At 30.1% G+C, this 21587-nt stretch carries 28 protein-coding genes; 7 read left to right on the top strand and 21 right to left on the bottom strand.

Annotation, left to right across the window (positions count from 1 at the left end; translation table 11 throughout):
• Positions 1-208: 208 nt before the first annotated feature.
• Positions 209-802: a response regulator transcription factor gene (locus CBF30_RS08570; protein WP_126825227.1), complete on the bottom strand. Its 594-nt coding sequence runs from the start codon at positions 800-802 to the stop codon at positions 209-211.
• On the bottom strand, positions 799-2760 hold the full coding sequence (locus CBF30_RS08565) for a sensor histidine kinase (protein ID WP_126825224.1): 1962 nt from the start codon (positions 2758-2760) through the stop codon (positions 799-801). The genes CBF30_RS08570 and CBF30_RS08565 overlap by 4 nt, the downstream gene beginning before the upstream one ends.
• Before the next feature lie 457 nt (positions 2761-3217).
• Between CBF30_RS08565 and CBF30_RS08560 the strand changes: the two genes are divergently transcribed.
• The 7 genes from CBF30_RS08560 (at position 3218) to CBF30_RS08530 (ending at position 9125) form a co-directional block, all read left to right on the top strand.
• Complete coding sequence (locus CBF30_RS08560; protein ID WP_126825221.1) at positions 3218-3355, top strand: putative RiPP precursor; 138 nt, start codon at positions 3218-3220, stop codon at positions 3353-3355.
• 92 nt (positions 3356-3447) lie between these two features.
• On the top strand, positions 3448-5223 hold the full coding sequence (locus CBF30_RS08555) for an asparagine synthase-related protein (protein WP_245975048.1): 1776 nt from the start codon (positions 3448-3450) through the stop codon (positions 5221-5223).
• A 67-nt stretch (positions 5224-5290) separates the two neighbouring features.
• On the top strand, positions 5291-5539 hold the full coding sequence (locus CBF30_RS08550; protein ID WP_126825218.1) for a PqqD family protein: 249 nt from the start codon (positions 5291-5293) through the stop codon (positions 5537-5539).
• Positions 5539-6840: a lasso peptide biosynthesis B2 protein gene (locus tag CBF30_RS08545; protein ID WP_126825215.1), complete on the top strand. Its 1302-nt coding sequence runs from the start codon at positions 5539-5541 to the stop codon at positions 6838-6840. The genes CBF30_RS08550 and CBF30_RS08545 overlap by 1 nt, the downstream gene beginning before the upstream one ends.
• Positions 6841-6901: 61 nt before the next feature.
• A complete protein-coding gene (locus tag CBF30_RS08540) occupies positions 6902-7609 on the top strand; it encodes an ABC transporter ATP-binding protein (RefSeq protein WP_126825212.1) in 708 nt (235 codons plus the stop codon).
• A gap of 2 nt (positions 7610-7611) precedes the next feature.
• On the top strand, positions 7612-8397 hold the full coding sequence (locus tag CBF30_RS08535; protein WP_126825209.1) for an ABC transporter permease: 786 nt from the start codon (positions 7612-7614) through the stop codon (positions 8395-8397).
• Positions 8397-9125, top strand: coding sequence for an ABC transporter permease (locus tag CBF30_RS08530; RefSeq protein ID WP_126825206.1), 729 nt, complete (start codon positions 8397-8399; stop codon positions 9123-9125). The genes CBF30_RS08535 and CBF30_RS08530 overlap by 1 nt, the downstream gene beginning before the upstream one ends.
• Positions 9126-10179: 1054 nt before the next feature.
• On the opposite strand, the gene CBF30_RS08525 is transcribed toward CBF30_RS08530, so the two are convergent.
• The 19 genes from CBF30_RS08525 to CBF30_RS08440 form a co-directional block, all read right to left on the bottom strand.
• A complete protein-coding gene (locus tag CBF30_RS08525; protein WP_126825203.1) occupies positions 10180-10701 on the bottom strand; it encodes a hypothetical protein in 522 nt (173 codons plus the stop codon).
• 26 nt (positions 10702-10727) lie between these two features.
• Complete coding sequence (locus CBF30_RS08520) at positions 10728-11489, bottom strand: ImmA/IrrE family metallo-endopeptidase (protein ID WP_126825200.1); 762 nt, start codon at positions 11487-11489, stop codon at positions 10728-10730.
• Between the two features lie 20 nt (positions 11490-11509).
• The gene (locus CBF30_RS08515) at positions 11510-11848 is read right to left on the bottom strand and encodes a helix-turn-helix domain-containing protein (RefSeq protein WP_126825195.1); all 339 of its coding nucleotides are present in this window, start codon (positions 11846-11848) and stop codon (positions 11510-11512) included.
• Positions 11849-12016: 168 nt separating this feature from the next.
• Positions 12017-12961 (bottom strand): bacteriophage abortive infection AbiH family protein, encoded by a 945-nt coding sequence (locus CBF30_RS08510; RefSeq protein ID WP_126825192.1) that lies wholly within the window; start codon positions 12959-12961, stop codon positions 12017-12019.
• 48 nt (positions 12962-13009) lie between these two features.
• Complete coding sequence (locus tag CBF30_RS08505; RefSeq protein ID WP_126825189.1) at positions 13010-13948, bottom strand: hypothetical protein; 939 nt, start codon at positions 13946-13948, stop codon at positions 13010-13012.
• 66 nt (positions 13949-14014) lie between these two features.
• Positions 14015-15007 carry a hypothetical protein gene (locus CBF30_RS08500; RefSeq protein ID WP_126825186.1) on the bottom strand — a complete coding sequence of 331 codons (993 nt, stop codon included), beginning with the start codon at positions 15005-15007 and terminating at the stop codon, positions 14015-14017.
• On the bottom strand, positions 15004-15336 hold the full coding sequence (locus CBF30_RS08495; RefSeq protein WP_126825183.1) for a hypothetical protein: 333 nt from the start codon (positions 15334-15336) through the stop codon (positions 15004-15006). Before CBF30_RS08495 ends, CBF30_RS08500 begins: the two co-directional genes overlap by 4 nt.
• A gap of 168 nt (positions 15337-15504) precedes the next feature.
• Positions 15505-15906 carry a hypothetical protein gene (locus CBF30_RS08490; protein WP_126825180.1) on the bottom strand — a complete coding sequence of 134 codons (402 nt, stop codon included), beginning with the start codon at positions 15904-15906 and terminating at the stop codon, positions 15505-15507.
• Positions 15899-16261 (bottom strand): phage replication protein, encoded by a 363-nt coding sequence (locus CBF30_RS08485; RefSeq protein ID WP_126825177.1) that lies wholly within the window; start codon positions 16259-16261, stop codon positions 15899-15901. The genes CBF30_RS08490 and CBF30_RS08485 overlap by 8 nt, the downstream gene beginning before the upstream one ends.
• 247 nt (positions 16262-16508) lie before the next feature.
• Positions 16509-17057, bottom strand: coding sequence for a hypothetical protein (locus CBF30_RS08480; protein ID WP_126825174.1), 549 nt, complete (start codon positions 17055-17057; stop codon positions 16509-16511).
• A complete protein-coding gene (locus CBF30_RS08475) occupies positions 17047-17523 on the bottom strand; it encodes a hypothetical protein (RefSeq protein WP_126825171.1) in 477 nt (158 codons plus the stop codon). Before CBF30_RS08475 ends, CBF30_RS08480 begins: the two co-directional genes overlap by 11 nt.
• A gap of 70 nt (positions 17524-17593) precedes the next feature.
• The gene (locus CBF30_RS08470; RefSeq protein WP_126825168.1) at positions 17594-18001 is read right to left on the bottom strand and encodes a hypothetical protein; all 408 of its coding nucleotides are present in this window, start codon (positions 17999-18001) and stop codon (positions 17594-17596) included.
• A gap of 172 nt (positions 18002-18173) precedes the next feature.
• Complete coding sequence (locus tag CBF30_RS12085) at positions 18174-18308, bottom strand: hypothetical protein (protein WP_281273606.1); 135 nt, start codon at positions 18306-18308, stop codon at positions 18174-18176.
• A 17-nt stretch (positions 18309-18325) separates the two neighbouring features.
• Entirely contained in the window at positions 18326-18520 is a 195-nt protein-coding gene (locus CBF30_RS08465; protein WP_126825165.1) for a hypothetical protein, read from the bottom strand.
• 196 nt (positions 18521-18716) lie between these two features.
• Positions 18717-19799, bottom strand: a complete 1083-nt coding sequence (locus CBF30_RS08460) for an AAA family ATPase (protein WP_126825162.1) — start codon at positions 19797-19799, stop codon at positions 18717-18719.
• 27 nt (positions 19800-19826) lie between these two features.
• A complete protein-coding gene (locus CBF30_RS08455; RefSeq protein WP_126825159.1) occupies positions 19827-20051 on the bottom strand; it encodes a hypothetical protein in 225 nt (74 codons plus the stop codon).
• Positions 20041-20349, bottom strand: a complete 309-nt coding sequence (locus CBF30_RS08450; protein WP_126825155.1) for a hypothetical protein — start codon at positions 20347-20349, stop codon at positions 20041-20043. Before CBF30_RS08450 ends, CBF30_RS08455 begins: the two co-directional genes overlap by 11 nt.
• A 308-nt stretch (positions 20350-20657) precedes the next feature.
• Positions 20658-20939, bottom strand: coding sequence for a hypothetical protein (locus tag CBF30_RS08445; protein WP_126825152.1), 282 nt, complete (start codon positions 20937-20939; stop codon positions 20658-20660).
• Positions 20940-20946: 7 nt separating this feature from the next.
• Entirely contained in the window at positions 20947-21570 is a 624-nt protein-coding gene (locus tag CBF30_RS08440; protein ID WP_126825149.1) for a Rha family transcriptional regulator, read from the bottom strand.
• Between the last annotated feature and the right edge of the window lie 17 nt (positions 21571-21587).

Here is a 21587-nt window from a genome sequence, read left to right as displayed (position 1 = left end):
AATAAATTGTCCTACACAACTATTGTGCTATTTTTCACATAAAAAAACAGACTGAATATTTTGAATAGAATGGTAGGAGAACACTTAAATCAATTTCTACTACCCACAAACAAGTTGAACTGAACATTGGTTATAATCTAAATCATGAAAAATACCCTTTATAATATGGGGTATGGCACTCCGTAAACATTGACATATTTTTTAAGTATCAATATCCTTTTACTCTAATAATTCCCAATTCAATAGCTTGAATAATTGCACAAACAGTTGAATTCACCCCTAATTTATTATTTATGGAAACAAGATGATTGTTTACTGTTCTTCTACTAATATAAAGACGCTCTGCTATTTCCTGTTGCCTAAGACCTTCTGCCGCACATTTTAGTATCTCTTTTTCTCGTTCACTCAGAACATATAATGTACTTTGGCACTTGGGTAGAAGATTATTTCCATGATGTATTTTTTTTAAATCATCATATAGTTCTTCAATTGTTACATTTTTATTTAATAGTCCCCATGCTCCTGACTTTATTGCTTCATTCTTATACTCAATTAAATCAAAGCCCGATAAAAAAACCACTTTTTGATTCGGAAAATTCTTAAGAATCTTTTTAGATATATCAAATCCACTTAATTTTCCAATATGGATATCCAATAACACTAAATCTGGTTGATTATTTTTTAGTTTACCTAAAAATATTTCTGGCTCAGTAAAGCTAATAATTGAGATATCCATTGGTCGAAATGCAATTTCCAGACTCTTAGAAAAAAGTGCATGATCATCTAGTAAATATACTTTCATGAACTTATATCCTCCTTTACAATCGGTAAAGTTATTGTAAATTTTGTCCCATGCGGGTTTACAGATGACACCTTCATTTTTCCGTTTAATGAATGAACTTCTTGATTGATTGATAAAATACCAAAATGCTCATGTTCAAATTCTCTAAGCTTTATTTTGCTATAATCAAATCCTATACCATCATCTTTTACAATACCCTCAATGTAAAATTCATGTTGAATAAGTGAAGCAAAAATTTTTGTTGCTTGAGAGTGTTTTAAAGCATTAGTTAGTAATTCTTGCATAATTCGATAAATATGAAACTTCTCTTCTTTTTTTAAATGCGTTTCTTGTGGACAATAAAAATGAACAAGTATACATTCATGTTCCTTATTAAATTTATCACAAAGAATTCGAATACTTTGTGATAAAGGAGCAGTTTCAATCGCAGAAGGATATAGTTCAAATATTTTATCCCTAAAGGTTTTATTTAAGGTATCAAAAGTTTCTAATACTAATTTTTTTGTTTCTACATCTTCAGTAGACATCGATTCGATTAATTTTTTTAAAGCCAAAATATTTTGCAAAACATTGTCGTGGATAAAAAATGAAAAGTCTTTATGAAAATTTTGTACCATGTTTAAATACTCATAGTTCACGTATTCATCATAAGACAAACTTTCTATTTTCAATGCTTCTTGTCTCACATCATATAAACGTTCATTTTCAATAATTATTTTCCCAACAACACAAACTAACTCATTTATTTCTTCATGTTTCATATTCGCTAAGTCAGAACCTTCTTCTTTATTTATGAGTAACCAGCCTAAAACTTGTTTGTTCTCACAAAAAGTGAATTTTCTATATTTATTGTTGTGATAATGGAATATGTTAGAGTCGCATTCAAATTCAGCAATCATTTTATTCGTTAAAACCAATTTGGAAAGTTCTCCTGCGCTAGACAAAATATAGGGGGAGTATTGATCTTTCCAAACCATTAAATAGCTATCAATTTCGTAATGTTGTAATAATATTTTACTAATTAAAGTACCCACGGAAGACAGCGTTTTTTCTTTACTGATAGTTTGTACAAGATCAATTTTTTCTTTTTGAAATTCTTTTTTCCTTTGTTGAATCCGCCTTATCTCAATACTACTCAGATACCAATTCTTCAAATAGAGGATGAACAGAATCAAACAATAAAAAATAGAAATAAAAGAGATATCTAATATAGATAATCGGAGAAAATAAAAATTAATAATAAAGAAGAGTCCTATACAGATAAAATGAGTAACTAAATTTATAATAATTGAAACTTTATCTAAGCTAATTTCATTACGCTTTATTAAAATAATTCCGACTGTGATTGGGATAAGAAAAAGAGTCAACCCACTTAAAATTGAAGTAGAAATAATTAACGAAAATAGCGATAAAACTAGTATTCGAATTAGAAAAACTTGTTCTTTTTTTGTTCGAATGGTTAGTCGATCTTTTCCTTTAAAATATAAAAATAAACAACCAAAAATATCCAAAATGATTACTGTACTCACCATCCATGTGAATTTTTCAAAATTAAGAAGCAGTAACATGGATACAATAATAGATTGTATAAATAAAATTTGATCAATTTTTTTAGAAACAGATGAGATCGAAATTAAGTTAAAAGTGATAAAAAACTTATAGACAAAGTAAGGTAAAAATGAAATTATCAGGGATTTGACAGGATGCACAAAAGAATAAGGAAATAATCCTATTACTAAGGAAATGGAAGTAAAAAAAGTAAGTACAGCGAAGTATCTAATCTTTTTAATATCTCTAGAAATGAAAATAATGACAACACAAAAAATAATAAGTCCAACGATAATCGGTACAACAATTGTTGCTTGTGAGCCATACAAATAATCATTCTGCTTAATAGTAAATAGAGCAATCACTAAGAATACAAATGAGGATAACAAATAAACAAATTTTTCTTTCATGCACTCTCCTCCAATCTAACTATTCCTTCACTATTCTATGGGTCTTCGTTTTTTAAAGATACTAATTTTGAATTCATAGTTTGAATAAAATTCTCTAATATCCCACTAATGTAATAAACAATACAGATTTTATTTATATTCCACTCTATGTCTCTTTTAATGTTAACTTCATCATACTCTTTCTTAACTAATTGCACAATATACTCATTACAAATTGCCCCCTTTTTTGTATGATTAATATGTTGATTGAATAGAAAAAAGCTACTAAAAATAAAAAAACATATTAAGAGTATACCATTTCCTGATTCTTGCTGTTTTGATCTATTGTTTAATTAAAATATAAATGTCAAGAATTTCCTAAACTCATTTTTCAGTAGTAAGTAATCCAGGTAACTGTTTTCTAATTTACTTGAATTAGAAAATTTAGTATACACCAACTATGAAGGAGGTGAACTCTATGACAAAGCAAAATTACAGTAAACCATCAATTGAAAAAATTGCAGGTTTTAAAGAATCTACTCGTGGTCTTTGGACAGGTAAATTTAGAGATGTATTTGGTGGACGCGCTCTTTTCCAAGTTATAATTTATTACTAAAATACAAAACGGGAAATAATTATGCTAGTGGTCATCGAATTATGTAATTCGATGACCTTTTTTAATAATCCGCATAGTCTTTATTTAGGGAGGTGTTTCTAATTATTTTAAACAAATCAAATATCTCAATATCCTCAAAAAAATCGATGTTTCAAAAACGTATTACTACAGACTATACTAATATACTGCTGGTATCCAATACCGAGTACTCTCAACATACACGTGATCAATTTGAAATTTACTGTATTTCTTCTGAATATTCAAGAATATTTTGTAATAAAGACCAATTTAACTACACTTCTACAGAAAACATATTAGATTATCTTCAAGCAAATATTTCTAAAGGCGTATTTGTTTTCATAACTAAAGAAGGGCTATTTATGGGAGGATCATTATTTGATGTTTCTCTTTCATGGGTGGACTCAAATGATGAACTAATCATTAGTGATTCATCAGCAAATATCGCATTATTTCTTAATTTACCAATTTCTAAATCGGCTCTTGCATTAAATCTAATTCATAATTTACCATACTACCCATTCCAAAATATTCCATTATGGGAAAATGTAAACACGATCCAACCATTCTATATTTTGAAATGTACAACAAATGGAATCTTAGAAACCATACAAACTTGGACACCTCCAAACTTAGAAAACAAAGTCGAATCTATTTATCCAAAAATACGAGAGCGCCTTCTAGAATTGCTTAGTCAAAATACAGTTAGTTACTCTGAGATATCCGCTGACCTTTCAGGTGGAGTTGATTCAGCAACAATTATTTATATCTTAAAAGCTCTTCAAGCTAATGTTAAACTTTATCACGCAAACGCTGATAGTGAATGGAATAGCGATTCTACATGGGCAAAATTAATCTCAAACGATATCAACGCCATATTTACTTCATTACCTTCTTTAGGTAGCTCGGGGAAAAATTTTGAAATTGATAGGGACTACTCAAACTCAGTGTTACCAGATTCTCCATTATTTTGGGCAGATACAGAAGGATATGTTGAATCTATAGAAAATTCAGCATTAACTCCCGCCAGTGCCACTCATTTTACCGGTCTTGGCGGGGATGAATTATTCACTCCTATGCCTGCCAACGCATGGTCTCTTGTACGCCAAAATAAATTACGCAGTATAGACTTAGGTTTACGATATTGTTTACTAAATCGGATTCCAATTTCAGTTGGGACAGTAGATCTAATAAATAATACTTCCTTTACAGAAGCTGTAAAAAACGAAATAGATAAAGGCTTTGGCTATGCTAAACAAACTCGTCAAAGTTCTACACTCAATTGGTGTGGTCCAGTCACAGTACCAAATTGGCTTACGAAGACTTACCGAGAATTAAGTTATAGCGCCCTAATAAATAAATTAGATAACACACCGAATTCTTTAGACTCCGATCGTTCTCGACACCAGATGATTGAGTCTCTACTCTTTCAAAGACATTTGATAACTCAGATTAACAACATATATGGTGTTAACGGTATGACTTGGCAAGCTCCTTTTTTAGATGTAGACATTATTAATTATTCTTTAGCTATACCAGCCCGTTATAGACAAGATCATACTGTAACAAAATCAATTTTATATAATGCCACTAAAGGACTTGTTTCAAAAAATATTTTTACACGTGGATTTAAAGGAGACTATTCCACCAGTTTGTATAAAAGCTACAAAGAAGCTGTAAAGAAGTACTCCCAGAAAGTGCACCAATTCAAATTAGTTGAATTGGGAATTATAGATGCAGATATACTAATTTCTGAATTATCAATGCCTTCTGCTCTACATACTAGAGTTGAAGCTTTTGAGAGATTAGCAGCTGTTGAACGCTGGCTTCGTGTAGCTTTAAAAAAATAGAAAAAAATGAAAGAAAATTAACGGTTGTTAACTTGTAGTTATTTTCTAAAAAGGAGGAATAATATTAATGAGAAAAGTAAAAAGAGAGTTGAAAATTATTAGCCAAGATGATGGCGCAATCGTTTTGGATAAAAGTAGAGGAATTTATTTTCAAGTAAATGCTTCTGGAGTTTCTATGTTGGAAGGTTTGAGTAAAGGCTTGACGGTAGATGAGTTAGCACTACAATTGAAAACTTCATTCTCTCTAGATAAAGCGCAAGCGGAAACAGATGTTGCTGAGTTTATGGCTCTTCTGAAGGAGATGAAACTTGCATAATGAATATCCAACTTTTTCCAGAACAAATAGATTCGGTATCTTTTAGTGCGAGATTTTTGGCTCGTTTGAGTTTAATACTGTCTGCACCGCTTAATTGGATGTCCCCTGGGAGAATTGAAAAAATATTGGTGAAGCTAATAAAAAACAATCCTCCCGCATCAGAAAAACAGGTAAAAACTGCGCGAAACGCAGTGTGTATCGTAAGTAGTAGATGTAGAAGTCAAGAAGGATGTCTTAGACGATCACTTGCTGTTGTATTAGTACTGTGGCTACAACGTAAATCAGTAAGTTGGTGTACTGGGTATGCACAAGAGCCATTTAGAGCACATGCATGGATAGAGCTAAATGAATGCCCTATTGGAGAGCCCGCAGAAGTTCAAATATATTCTAAAGCGATATGTGTGCCACACCATTCAACTGATATCCTCAGAAAAGAATCGTATTTGAAAAAAATAAAACAAGAAAATATAGAACGTAAAAAAAAGGAGTCCGAAATTATTAATTCTGAGAACCATACACCCTCAGTAAATACCAGGTCCTTGTTTGCCTTAGCAAAAGGGCATAATTGGGAATTCATTTGCGTTGGAATATTAGGATTAATCAGTGCGGCTTTAACTCTCGCTCAACCTAACCTTGTTGCTAATTTAATTGATCAATCAAATACAGGAATTAAGATTAATTCAAGTTTAGGAATTCTCATTATAGTATTGATATTATCAACGATTTTAACAGCGGTTCAATATTATTTGCTACAAATAATTGGTGAAGGGGTCGTTTTTAAAGCGCGAAAAAGTTTAATTAGTCATTTATTAAGATTACCAATCCACGAGTACGATACAAGAAGTGTAGGTGATCTACTAAGCAGGGTTAGTGGTGACTCCTCTAAATTGAGAATGGCTTTAATACAAGTAAGTATTGCGTTAAGTAGTGGCTTTTTAGTTGTTGTTGGGGCAGCTATCGGGATGATTTTGAGAGATTCCTTGCTATTTTTTATGGCTCTTTCAACAGTTTGTGTATCTTTTATTGGAACCATTATTATGAGTAAAGCTATACAGAAAGCTAGTTTTTCTGCACAAAAAGAGTTAGGAAAATTAAGTGGCGATATCGAGCGTGATTTACATGCTATCAGAACAATTCGTGCAACAAACGCAACAGACATAGAGGAAGAAAAATCTAAACTGCAAGCAGAACGATTGCGTAATATTGGAATAAGATTAGCTAAAATACAAGCATTCATGACTCCTATTTCTAATATGACTCTGCAACTATCTGGTCTAATCGTACTGGGAATAGGTGGATAGAGAAGTGTAAATTTTTAATTTAAAAACAAATTAAATAAAATAATTTAAAGGAGTCATACTATTGAAAAATATTGTCGTTTCGAATGTATGTAAACAACATAAAAAGAAAAATATACTAGAAAATATAACTTTTAAGGCTAAAGAAGGACGTATAACAGCTTTTCTTGGACCTAACGGAGCTGGAAAGAGCTCTACGCTTAGAATACTTCTCGGTTTAGACCGACCTTTATCAGGAACAGCAACTTTCGGTAAAAAAAATTATAGTAATTTCACCTTCCCATTGCAAATTGTTGGATCGGCATTTGATGGGATTGGCGGAACTCCATCAAGAAAAGTTAAAACACATCTGAAAATCATTGCAAAAAGTAACAATATCCCAAATAAACGTATTTCAGAAGTCTTAGATATTGTCGACCTATCAAATAAAAGTCATGCACAACTTGGAACCCTATCTTTAGGTGAAGGGCAAAGGTTAGGGATTGCTATTGCTCTGCTGGGAGATCCCCAATATCTAGTTCTTGACGAACCAACAAATGGCTTAGATCCCATGGGAATAAAATGGTTTAGAAATTTTATTCGCAGACAAGCTGATCAAGGAAAAACAGTATTACTCTCCTCACACTACCTTTCTGAAATCGAAGCTATTGCGGATGACGTTGTTATCATTAACAAAGGTCAGATTGTTGTTACTGGTGAACTTCATGAAGTGATGCAAAGCATTGAAACATTAGAAGATGTATTCTTTCTACTTACTGAGGGAGGAAATTAATCATGAGTTTTGTTAAAGTAACTTATTCCGAATTTTCTAAACTGATAAATAGTCATGGCTGGTGGATCATTTTTGCATTAGTAATCGTTCTTCAACCCTTACTTGGATTATTAGAAGCTAACCAATTACTTTCCATAGGATTAGATGCAACTCCAGCGACACACCCCGACTTACTAGAAGCTATACCTCCACTAGATTATTTTGGCTTTGATGCTGCTTTATTCGGAGTACTTCCAATTGTACTCTGGGGCGGAATTAGCGGCGCTAGTGAATATAAAAATCATAATTTGCGTACAACCATGTTATATAGCAATAAGCGTAAAGAACTTTTTAATGCCAAACTACTAACTATTTTGATTTCGACTATATTAGTTTCATTTATTTCAATATTTATAACCGTTGCGATTACACATGTTAGATTAGGTAGTTTAGGATTGAACCCATTCATTTTAAGTCCAATAGCTTGGAAGTTTATTGGCTATACGACATTAGATTGGACATTATTAACAGTTTTATCCTTTTTGATTGGCTTAATATTTAGAAATATGATTGTTCCATTGATATTTCTAGTTCCTCAAATCTACAATCTTGGAAGTTATCTAGCAGAGAAATGGTCCTGGGGGGAATATCTACCCGTAGCAGCAGGAAATCATATTGTTGCTACTCCGGTTAAATCTTATGCTCATGATCCAGCAAAAGGTATATTGATACTTCTTCTGTGGATATTTTTTTCTATGTTAATAGCATTCTATTCGTTTACTCGTAGCGACGTGGGAGGAAAATATTGATGATTAAGAATATTCTTCAAAGTGAACTAATCAAATTCTTCTCTTATAATTGGTGCTTATTTGGCGCAATCGGAACCATTTTAGTAGCTCCTGTAATATTATTTTTTTTGGGAGCTGGAAATGATCAACCTTTGGTAACCAATGAGATATTATCCATTAGTTTACGTAATTTATTTTTGAGCCAAGCGGGACTTGTTATTATAGCCGCTAGTTTCTTCGGTCAAGAATATTCAAATTCATATTTGCGTACAACCTTATTAACAATACCTGCGCGAATAAAACTCATTACTGCTAAGATATTTCTTCTAACAGCTATAGTTTGGATTATTGGTTTACTCTCCAGTTTAATTTGCTTAGGAGTTGGTATTATCCAATTTAATGGCTCTTTTACTCTCCCTTTAATTCTTGAATTTTTGATTAAAGTGATTATTGCAATGTTAAGTTGGACGCTAATAACTTGGATTACAGTCTTTTTGACCATCATTACCAAATCACACATTTTACCGATTGCAATAATGTTCTCTCTTATTCTTGGATTAAGTCAAATGTTATTCGCAATGACTGCATTTGCAAAATACTTACCCGATTTAGCAACTATGAATCTTTTTTTCACACCTCATACAACTACTTTATTAAATGGTTCTCAAGGTTTATTAGTTCAGGGTATCTGGTCCTTATTTCTTAGTCTGATTTCATTTGGATTGATTCAATATCGTGATGTTCGATGACTACCTTTTCACTTTCCTTAAATACTACTATATAGAAACTATCAAAAATTAATTGATAGTTTTTTTGTTGTTATTGAATGCCTTTAAAACCTCTTATTAATAAAGAGGTGATTATTTTGAATTTATTAGAAGAAAAAAGAACGCTTATGAAACTTATAGTTGAATTAATCCATGAGAGAAAAGCAATTGAACGACGATAAAACGAATAGAAAAAATTAAAAAGACTATTATTCCAAGAAAATAAATTGATTAGTCAAAGTTTAATAATCAAAAACAAAGACTGCATCTATTCCCTATGACATTATTTCTAAAGATATCATGCTCGATTCTTCTTACACAGATAACTATTTTAACATTACCAATATGCTATTACTTCACTTGAAAAGCCTTGAAACATATCGTTAAGATGAAATGCTCATAAAAGCAATACTATTCTTTGATAATTGAATAACTTATTCAATTACATTGTTTGATTACATTTATCTAGGTAAACAATTTCCCAATGACATTGAAAAAACGAGTGATTATTATTTGATTTACACTCTTCATTCTTCATTTAGAAAATTGAAGTCAAGATTTGTAGTTAATATAATAATACTCCTACCTTGACCACTTCACGGCATTGGGGAGTTTCTCCAAGTTTGAGTTGAGGTGAAATCCCTGTGGACTCTCCTAAATCGTTTGAATAAGTGATAACATCCTTTATAACAATTCTCCTTTTCCAAATTAGTACCTGAACATGAGAAGCGCAGATCAATTCGCTCAGTTTATAGAAAAAGAAAAATATCACTTTTAATCGCCGTTATAGTTAGTTTAATTTCCCAAAAAAAAGAAGCACCAGAAGCATTGATAAATCAACATTTCTAATACTTAAATTGAAATCAGCCCACACTGCCTTCCATTTAAACCAACATTATTAATTGACTTGATTTAACAAGGAATAACAAGGCGTTCAATAATAATTTATAACTACTTTATTAACTGGTAGTTATTCTATAAAATACTTTTGGCTACAAAAATAGCTACATAATTTCTATCATTCACGAGGGCATATTTACTTATATCCAATTTTTGACAACCAATCCTTTGATGGTAATATTTGTATTTTTTCATCATCTTTATAATGTTCAAAGATATTATTAAATGGATGCTTGTATACTCGTCCAAAATCATCTGTAACAATTTCATGTGCTTTTTCTTCTGTTTTTGCAACAGCCAATAATTCACACTCACCAACATCTTTATAGCGTATTGATTTTATTTCATCTCGAGTAAGTTTTCCTTCATCCAACATTTTCTTTAAATAATCTGGATCTTCTATCCATCTATAATGTCTAATTCTAATTTTTTTGTATTCTTCTCTAGCTTCTTTACTAATTTCAACCATTTGAATAAAACATTTATTACATAAAACTCCGTTAATACAGTTATCAACAATATTAAAACAACCATTTGAAAAGTTACTATTAACTGGAGGTTCTAGTTCTCTCAATATTGTAGGAGAAATATACATACCGCAATTTTCATTTTTACAAAATTTTGCCACATCAATTATTGAATCTGAAATTTTATTCATGAAAACATTAGTATCTATTAAATACCTCATTTAAAAAAGTCTAATCCATTCTTTAATCTAATGGCTTCAGCTGTGGCTTCACTGATTTCTTTTCGTTCCAACATGCATTCAAGTATATGATTCATGTATGTGTAAGGTTCACAAGATTTTTGATACTCTTTTAATTCATGATTTTTTGGTGTATAAAAATTAGAATCAAAGTGCTCTGACCAATTTTTCCCTAACTCTTTTACAATTTCTTTTTTGATTTTATTTTTTGATTTAATTAACTTTGCTTTATATAAAATTCGATTTAAAATTGCTTCGTAGCTCATACAATATTTATGGCACAATCCATCAATGTATTCAGCAAATTCTTTTCTTTTTTTTGAACTAAGTAAGTCATTGGTTCTAATATACTCATAGTCTTTTACAAAACATTCATTAGGATACAACAGTTCACTCGCAAAATCGTTAGCTTCTTTCTCGTACTTTTTATTTGAATATGATATTTGCCGATCATCGTCTGAAAATGAAATACCTTGATGCAGCATCCAATGGCCTAATTCATGAGCGAATGTAAAATTCTGATGACCAATTGGTCTATTATAATTAATACAAATAATCGCTAATTCATTTTCACCGTACCCTATAAAACCAGATAGTTTCCCAATTGATTCTTTAAAAATAAGAATTCTATTTTCATTAACATATTCTGTAAATATTTTTAATTCAAAAAAATTGCTAGGGAACTTTTCAATTTTAAAAAGTTCTCTAGCCTCTTCAACTTTAATCATTACTTTATTCAAAGAACGTCACTCTCCTGAAATCAATTACTAATTACGCTTTCTAGAAATACAAAGTCTTTTAAATAATCTTGTAAAGCTAATTTAATTTTTTTAGATTCTTCTGTATCAATACCTCTATTTTGAGTACCTACTAAAAAATCCTTTTTTCTTATACTATCATCCATAAAGTATTCAGGCGTACAATGTAAAACATTACTAATCATAGTCAAATCATATTCATCAATATTATCAAAAGTTACGCTATCATTTAATATTTTATCAATTTCAGAGTTATCCAAAAATGTTCTATCTGCTAGTTCACTAATATCAATAGAAAGCATATCCATTCGATTTTTTAGAACTTCACCAATATAGATCATAATCTTCCCTCCTAGAATATTTAAATTCATTATATTAATTTAAAATTTGCAAATATATGTTGAAACTAAATACATCAAGTAAATATAATTAATATTATTTTACTTGATGTATGCTATACAGTCAACAAAATGAGAAAATTGTTATAATTTATAACTAATTCTTATTATTTAAAATGTTGAAAATTCGCCTTTAAATCCATATTTCAATAACTTTTCTTTATATTCCTCATGATTATTTAAATTATAGTTTTGTAGAAACCAAACAACATTTTTAGTATCCATTCTTTTTATAATTTCTTTAATGTATATAGCATCAACATCAGAAAAAGAAAAACCATAAGTATAAATATCAGTAATATCATTTTCTATATCCTTAAAAAAATTACTATTTTGTTCAACTATTGATTTACATGGCTTGCTTAAATCAGCAGATATTCTATTGATAAATTCATCTTGATGATATGCTAATTCTTCTACTATAGTATTGTCTCCATGACCGATAATCGGATTATTTACGCTTCCATGTATATGAGTTATTTTTTCTTCTCTATATAAAATTTCTAAAGTATCTGTATAATTAAATGTTAAAAAAATTGGGTCATCAACAGTTTCAAATAAATCACTCAGAGTTTCGTATACATCCATATTAGATAGTGAATCATATAGTTCTGGAATTTCTACCGTTTTAATCCATTCTTTAAACAATTTTTTTACATATTTCATTATTTTTTCTAAATCACCATACGCATCCTCATACAAATTACCAGTTTTAAAAGGATTAACATCTCCTTCATTATCATATTGTTCAAAAATCTCTTCTTCAATTTCTTGGAAATCTAATAATCCAAGGGCTTTCTCAAAGTCACTCCATAACTCAATTGAAGTTAAACCTCTTCCAACATTGGATACCATATGATCGATAATATGAGCACATTCTTTTAACTCATACTTTTCATCTCCATCTGGCATTGTTGTAGATTGTTCCCAAAGTAAAGGTTTTTCATTATAATCATAATCATATTCAGTACGTAAGTATTCTTTAAAATGATTATAACTAGTTGGTAACCCATGTGCTAAATCAAACCCATTGCCAATAATAAATAAAGTTGCCATCTAATATTCTCCTCCACACAGACTAATTAAACCCATAACGCCGATGTTTTATAAATCTACTGAAAAACTATTTATTTTTTTTACTCCTTCCTTATTTACAACATACTCATATCTAGCAACACTTATTTTTTTCTCTATGCCTTTTTCTATATCTAGATAAATAATAGGTATTTCTGCATGATTATTCTCAATTACCACATTAGCGTTATCTAATTTCAAATATTTTTTCGGCTCTCTTTCATCTATTTTTTTCGTTAAAACACTAAAAGGAATTGTTTTAAATTCAATAACATAAAGCTTATCATTTGTTTTATCTTTTAGCTCCTCAACATTTTTAAAACTTGTAATTTTATTTATAAAATTAAGAAAGTGTAAATATACAGCCTCATCTATTTCATCAAAGATTAAATAGATTCCAAATAAATACTCATGAACAAGTTCCATACTATTATATATCACTTCTAAGTTAATGAAATGGTGATCATAAGAATTAGTTAAATTTCCTTTTGTATCATAAGGATATCTGTACCTGTCATTTTTCTTATCTTGTTTATAATACATTAAAATGAATTGACGAATCTCTTCAGGTAAAAGAAAAGCTTTATCTTGACTATCTAGTATATCGCACAAAGAAGTTAATACAGTTTCTAAATCATGGGTTATATTTACTTTTATACTCTGATTAAAGCATACTTGACTTTTTATTAGTAAGTCTTTTAAAGCCAATTCTATATACTGTCTATAATTAAACATAATCGGATAAACATAGTAATCGTAAAAATCGGCTCCTTTCTCAATCATTAGCTTTCCTGCCTTGTAAAAAGATTCAGCATAGCCATGGTTTAAATCTTGATTCTCCCATCCAATAATTGCGTTAACATCTAAATTAAATGATGGTTCCCTAAAATCTTTTGATAAATCAGGTAACTTTACCTCACTTTTTATGAATTGTAAAAAATAATCCATTGTTACATCAGATATTTGCATTAAAAAATTCTCCTTTTCTTTCCATTATACCAAAAAAGCCCACTAATTAAAGTGAGCTTTCAAGTATTATTCTTCTGTTTCTTTATTCGAAGCTGCTTCATATTGCTCTTTAAAAGCTGAATCATTAGCCATACGTTTATCATGTTGTTGTTCTAAGTAGTTTAGATGTTCTTCAATGTTGTAATCATCTTTCATAATGTCGAAGCGGTCAGACGATTTATCGTTATATCTTTCTTTCAAGTAAGTAAAACGATCTCTAATATCAAATTCTTTCGTTCCTCTAATAGCTCTTAGATCAAAATCATCATATTTAAGCTTATTTTCTTTTTCTACTACACTAGACAATTGAGTTCTTTCTTTTACTGGAATTTCTCCTGTCTCAACTTCTGATAAGAAATTCAAAGCTTCATTAACTCTTTCAGCCTCTTTTCCTAATTCATGAGGTTTATTTTGTATCAAGTTTAACGATCTAAGAGAAACATTGCTTACTTGATTATCACCTTTAGGGAAATACATCATTAAATCTCTTGATAACGGTTTGTCAATTAATTCGATTTCTTGTAAAGCTTTTGATAGTTCTTGATAGTGTCCATCCTGTTCATATGGTCGTTTTAGAATATTTAATTTTTTTGTAACTCTAACCTGTATTTCTGACGATAAATTATTCCGAGATGCAATCTTTCTTAATTCATATTCGCTTGGCGTCCTCTCTTTGTCACTTAAAAATCTCTCAATATCATTGTCGCTCATTGTATAAAGTTCTAAATCAAAATCTTGTCTTCTTAATATTTCTTCTTGTGGATTAGAGTAAACCGACTTAGAACGCTTGTATGAGCTTCTTAGAGTAGCCATATCTTTATTGATACGTTTCCTTTCACTTTTAACAAATTGCTGCATACTTGAATGAGTATTGTTGATGATTTCTTTTACTTCTTCATCAATCACCTCGTCTTTAACACTCATTTTATTTTTACTGATAATACTTTTTACTCCGTTTTGATAATCTTGAATTACTTTCTTGTATCCTGGTCTTGTCATAAAATTAAATCTTGCTTTCATTTTTCTTTCCTTCTTTCTGATTGAATTTCTGCCCCTTCATGACGGGTTAATCTGATGCTTTCTCGTAATTCTCGCACCGTCATTTCATCAGGTGTTTTCGTCTCTCCTTTAGAGGTGACGTGTTCTTGCGTTCGCTCTTCCTCGGGAAGTGTGGTAATTAGGTAAAGAGCATTTGTTCCTAAATTGTTGTACGTAGTAGAATTTGGTAGCTCATTAGCAACTTTCTGATTGAATAATTTTCTTTCTCGTTCGATAAACTCCTGGTCAATATCTCCATATCTTCCCTTGTTCATTTTTTCTTTAATTAGCTCATCATGTTTATAACTCATGGCTGATAAGTCTTTATTCCCTAGTTCAATTAACTCATCTAGCTCACTATCTGATAATTTTTGTATGACTAATTTAAAATAAACATATCTGACAAAATCATCTGATTCTTTATAATTAAGCTTCTCTTCAAGCTGGCTTATTTTGATGCTATATTGCGTTTCAATCCTTTAAACACCTCCTATAAGATTTAAATAAGCTTCAATCTCTTTAGAAGTCTCCTCAATAGGTTTTAAGGTTAATCCTTCTTTTGGTGTTTCATAAAACCAACTAATTGATTGAGGTGAGAAACTTCTAGTTTTATACTCATTGATTAGTTGACTTTTAAGCTCTTTGGAGATATCCGTTTTATTGATTTTATCCGCCCATTCTTCCATGGTTATTGAAGTGTCGCGTTTTAACTTTTGACTACATCCACCATCAAACATACATTCAATTTCTTTTTCAACGTTCAATTTATCCAATAATGAATGAGCTAATAATAGTCGTAGTTCTTCAACCAGCAATAAGGAGTCAGCTTTTCTTGATTCAATAGAGTTTAATTGTCTTTTTAAGCTACTAAATTTACTCATTGGCTAACTGACTTTCTAATTGGTCCACACGTTCTTGAATGTCGTCTAATTCCAAAGATCTATAAGCAATATCTAGAATATTCTTAGCTGCTTGAACTCTTGAACTTGGAGTAGCGTCACCATCTTGCATAACATCATTTAAGGTGTGTACTGCATCCTCTGAACTCTTTTGAAGCTTAGCGGTAACTTGTTGCATTAATTCACGTCTAATAGCACGGTATTCTTTCATAAAAATTTCGTCTTTTAAATACTTATAACCTGTATTTTTAGTTATACTAGCCAACTTACAAGCTTGTTCAATGGAGGGGGTATCAAGCAGTGCTTTTAAAAATCGTTCCTGTCTTTGATTTAACATAGCTTTCTCCTTTCTTCAATTATTCGTATTAATACTGGTCAAATTCGTCTAGTCTAAGAAATATCATAAATAAGGACTACTCAACGCTACCTATTGATTTTATCCATGGTCGTTTATAATAAATAGCCGGCTAATATTTTACTCTTTTTTTATTTTATCACTCAGCCAAATTTTCAATTGAGTTATCTTTTTAATTTGATCCATATGGTCTTGCTTATCAGTAATCTATTTACAATCATCATCTTTTTTATTTTATAGGAACTTTCCTAAATCCCAATGCTATCAAATCATAATACTCTCTGTTATTAATATCTTCTACAAAAATCATTCCCTCATCCATTGATTGACTAAGCAAATATTCGTTCAATCCAGTTTTTGATTCGTTTAAATATCCTTTAAAATATAGGCTTTTACCAATCATTAACTTAAACTCTTCTAATTTTTCATACATCTGATTGTATATTTCAAACATTCTATTTTTTAAATTATGTTCTGCTAGCCTCATTTTTTGAGTATATCTTTCTTCTGATAGATTACGCTTCAAACATAGTTCGCTATTCTTTATAGGTTTAACTGTTCGATATACTTCTTTCTTAAAATCAAAATCCGCCTTTATAGTGCTTTTATAGTATTTTTCTGATAGTAACTCTCTATCTTCTACTGAAATACCATTCAAAGCATTAAAGAGAGCCGTTGCATTTTCCTTTTCTAAGTCCTCAAGATAATATCGCTGCTCTTGATAATATTTCCATCTTATTAAATAAAACTTGATATTAATATGATCCTTATATCGCAAAAAAATCACACATCCTTTCTACATTCACATTCATATTCTCAGTTAATACAACATCAAAGTTTTCTGGTTCAATTCCATATCTAAAATTAATAGCTGTTTCAATTTCTCTTATTTCACCTATGATTCTTTCGAATAAAAAAGGAGGAATTTTATTCAGACATTTTAATGATAATTTTTCTTTTTCATCATCGCTAAGTGAACAAATAAACTCTTTAAAGTAATTTTTTCTTATCCTGTACCTATTTATCCGTTCTTCCACAATGTCCAAACTTTCTAAATAATTTATTACCTTTATATCTTGTCTAAATCCTTCTGAATGAACACCGTGAGCATCGTAGACTAAATGAGTAGCCATATTCTGAGAATAAAACACTTCTTTTAGCTTATTTTTATATTCGTATAATTTAGAAATTTCTTTATCTATATGTAAGTACTTCTTTATTAGTAATTCATCAAAAGAATCCATCGCTTTCACCTACTTTCGATTTTTTTATAAAGTAATCCTTTGAAAAATCTAAGCTTTTCCTATTAATATTTTAACTATTCTTGGACATTTCTTTTTTATCAAAAAATTTAATTATCTTATTAATTTCAGTATTTCTTTTTCTAACATAAGAAATACTGTACCCTATTTCTTGTGCAACATCTTCTAATGTCATACCATCAATGTACTTGAGTTTAATAATTTTATTATCAACTCCTTCAAAAGTATCAATTAATCGAACCATCTCTTGCTTATCTCGTTTCAATCTTTTAATTTCAGAAGTAATTTTGGCAATATCTTGTTGCAATTCTTCTAGCCTATTTTTATTTTCAAAATTAACACTTCTTATTTCTCCAACTTCTCCACGTTTCAATTCGAGTGTAGATCTATTTAAATTCCAATTAAGATAATTAATTTGCTTTTTAAGATCTTTATAATCTTTCACCCATCTATACTCCATTTTCTTCCTCCGCTCTTTTTTTAAATAAAAAAGAGGACACAAGTCATTATCCAACTAAGAATAATTAACTTGTGTCCTCTGGTTTTCCAGTCAGACTAATTACAATTTGATACACTTATTATAACATTTTATGACATTTTAAACTACATTTCCAAGCATTTAGATATATTCTTCACTTCATTTTTTCAGATGAAATCACTACTTTTCTAATTACTTTTCCATCTTGAATAATAAGTTTAATTTCACCATGCTGTGGCAATTCTAAAACTGTAATTTTTTCTTTTGAATCGATGTAAATTTTATCCATTTATTTTCCTACTTTCTTTAAATTGCTTCTTCATACACTACAGTCATTAATAAGTAATTACCATTTAATCCAACTGACTGTTTCACACTAACAACTTCATTATTTTTTTGGATTTCTTTTAGAAAGTCATTAATTTTATTTTCAATATTTTCTATTTGAAAAGGTCTGGCAAAAAACATTTTTACTCGTTGTCTATTTTCAGCTGCTCTCATTTTTAATATCTCCATATCTTGTTATTTTATAAATGGTATATACCTATTTTTCACCTTTTTTATTTGTCTCATTCCTCTCTCTATTGGTATATCTATCCCCTAACCAGGGAGATATCCAATAGAGAGGAGACAGCCCTTGGTATTAAAGGGTTTAACATACATAACAAGCTAAAAGTTGGTTAAAGAATGTTACGTATTAAAATGTTCCTAAATTCTTGTCACTATCTTGTTTAGGTGGTGACACTTCTTCTATAACTTTCTTTACATCTCCATCACTGATATAGAAATTATTATGTTTTTTTACTTTCCTATAAACTGACTGCCTTTTTATATTTAAGTGATTGGCTATCTCCATTACTTCTACTGATTGGCCATCTTCACTTAAAGCGTTAAACGCTGTTTCCAATTCCAATTGACTTTTATTACTTCGGGACTGGTTAGCCTTCTTAATTCCAGAAGAGACTTTTTTATAACTTTCTTTTTTCTTATACTCATTAACTTTTTTTAATCGTTCACCAATTGAATTATCAATTTCTAAATTAGGATACTCAAATCTAAAAAATTTGCTTTGGTGAAGCAATGGATAATTTCTAGTCATAAAGGAAGCTTCCCAATTCGTAATTATTTTATTTTCTTCAATGGCTTTGTTAATAAAATTAAAATTTACTACTGCATCATATAAACTATTAGGCACCGTTTTATCAAAAGTTACTTGTCTTGTGTGAGTATAAGCAATTGACGTGTTAGCCATTTCTGTTAGTCTGTTTAATTCTTGGTTAAGCATGGCCAATTGATCATAAGGACTATTAAAAGAAAGTACCGTTTGATTTCTATTAATATTTATTACATCATCTAATGAGTCAATAATAATCATCTTATAGTTATTGTCTTGTGTGTATCTTATTAAAAAATCCACTAAAGACTTAGCATCAAATATCCCTTTCCCTCTCAAATTTAAGAAGTGAATATTTTCAAGACTCTCACTTTTATCTAAACCATAGGATTTATAAATTTCATTAACTCGGTACATACAGGCTATATCATTCATTCCTAAGTTGACATATAAAACCTTTCCCTTGACAACATCAAAATTTAACCAATCCCATCCTTCTGCAACCGCTACAGCTAACTGAAGTGCTGCGGAAGTTTTACATGATAATCTTGTTCCTGTAATCATTAATTTTTCACCTACATTAAGAAAATTGTCAATTACTTCGACACCTGGATATCTGTACAAATTCTGTATTCCTGTTAATTTTTGCACTTCTATATTTTCCATTATAATTTTTCACCTACCATAAATTTATTAAAGATTTACTTCATATTCTGCTAACTCTTTGACGTGTTTTTTTACTAATAATTGAATAGACACAAGTAAACCGCTTAGAGCGCTTATACTTTCAACTTTTATATCTTTCATATCTTCTGCAACAAAATTATGATAGACAAAAGAATTTAATCCATCTATTGCACATTCTAAATATGTTGCATCCGCTACTAAATCACCTAAATCTATGTTTTTATTTTCCATTTAATTTCCCTCCATGATTAGCGACAATTTTTTTAGTTTCTAATTTTTCAGCAACCTTATAGATAAAATTATCTGCTTCATTTGAGGTGTCAATCATGCTTTCTAACTGATTTTGTAAAAGTTGTAGCATTCCATCTTTTTTTAAAGCTAAATACAATACCATACCTTTATCTTGAATATTTTCTTGTTTATTAGATACAAGCATACTTAAAAGATCCATGTAACTGACCATAATTTCCATATTACGAGTAACTTGATTCACTTTTTTAGATAATTCTTTTATTTCTTCTACGTTCAAATTATTTCCCCATTTCATCATATTTTTGATATACTAGGGATAAAGATAGTCATCGAAAATTATCTTTATCCCTCACCGTTTAGAACGCCAATTCTTAGCGGTGCTTTTTGTATTCTTCATGTAGCTAACCTCATCCCACTTCATAAATAACAACATTAAACTAGGTACACCTACAATAAAAATTAATGCTTCATTTATTATAATCAATAACATACCTATAACTAACACCACAAATAATAATGTTAATCGTCTCAATTGGTACATCTCTTTCAATCTCCTTCTACTAACCTAGCGTGCCCTCGTTTGGTTTATATTTCATGTTCAATTAAAAATTCCGTAATACTATTCTTGGATATAAGTGTGACTCCTTCAACTACGGAAGTCTTTAGCCCTTTATCTATCCAATCGTTTAGTATCTTAGGAGATATGCCGATAAATTTACTTGCCTCACCCTTGCGAAGCCATTCTTTACTTAGAGATGCTTCTTTTCTTACCAGGTCGATTGATTCCCTCGTAACAGTACAAATATATTCCCTTAATGTTTTATCCATTTCTGGATCTAATCTGACTGCTATAGATGACACTTCCATTAATTACTCACTCCTTTCTACTAATGACTTCCTTAATTTTATAATAATCCATCCCCAACTCAATTAATGTAACAACCTTTTGTTCCAATGACTGGTAACTTTCAAACTCCTCACTAGTCAAGACATCCATAAGTGAATGGCTATTCTTAGCATTTCTAAGCTCTTTTAACTGCTTAGGATTGTGATTGGTTACCGTCTTGCATAAAAGTCTCGTGATATTACCATAAGCCCATTTATCATCTGGCATATATTCTTTAATGGTATCTGTGAGTCCCTTTCTAACTGGCTTTTCCATCTCTCTAATAATTTGTCTCTTCATCAATTCTTGTTTCATGATAAAAAATTGTTCTACTAGCATTTTCTTAAATCGTCTTACTGGTTCGGTATTATCCAAATAAGTAATAATTAAAGTCGCTTGCTGCTCATTAAGATGATAAATTTTTATTTTTTGCCCACTATCAGAAGGTCGGATTTGAAATCCGAGCTTTCCTACTCCTTTTAAATCATCTAAATATTTTCTAATTAATCTTGTAACACTGGTTCTTTTTACTTCCGCATATTCTGCAATGACTTCATCAGTCGTAAATGGTTCATCTCCTAATAAATTATTTTCTGTGAATACTATTTCCATCTTTTTCACCTCTTTTT

The organism is Vagococcus entomophilus (genome assembly GCF_003987595.1).
In the GTDB taxonomy this organism is placed as follows: Bacteria; Bacillota; Bacilli; order Lactobacillales; family Vagococcaceae; genus Vagococcus_E; species Vagococcus_E entomophilus.
The sequence above is the reverse complement of the archived record's forward strand: the minus strand, read 5'-3'. Positions and strand labels throughout refer to the sequence as shown.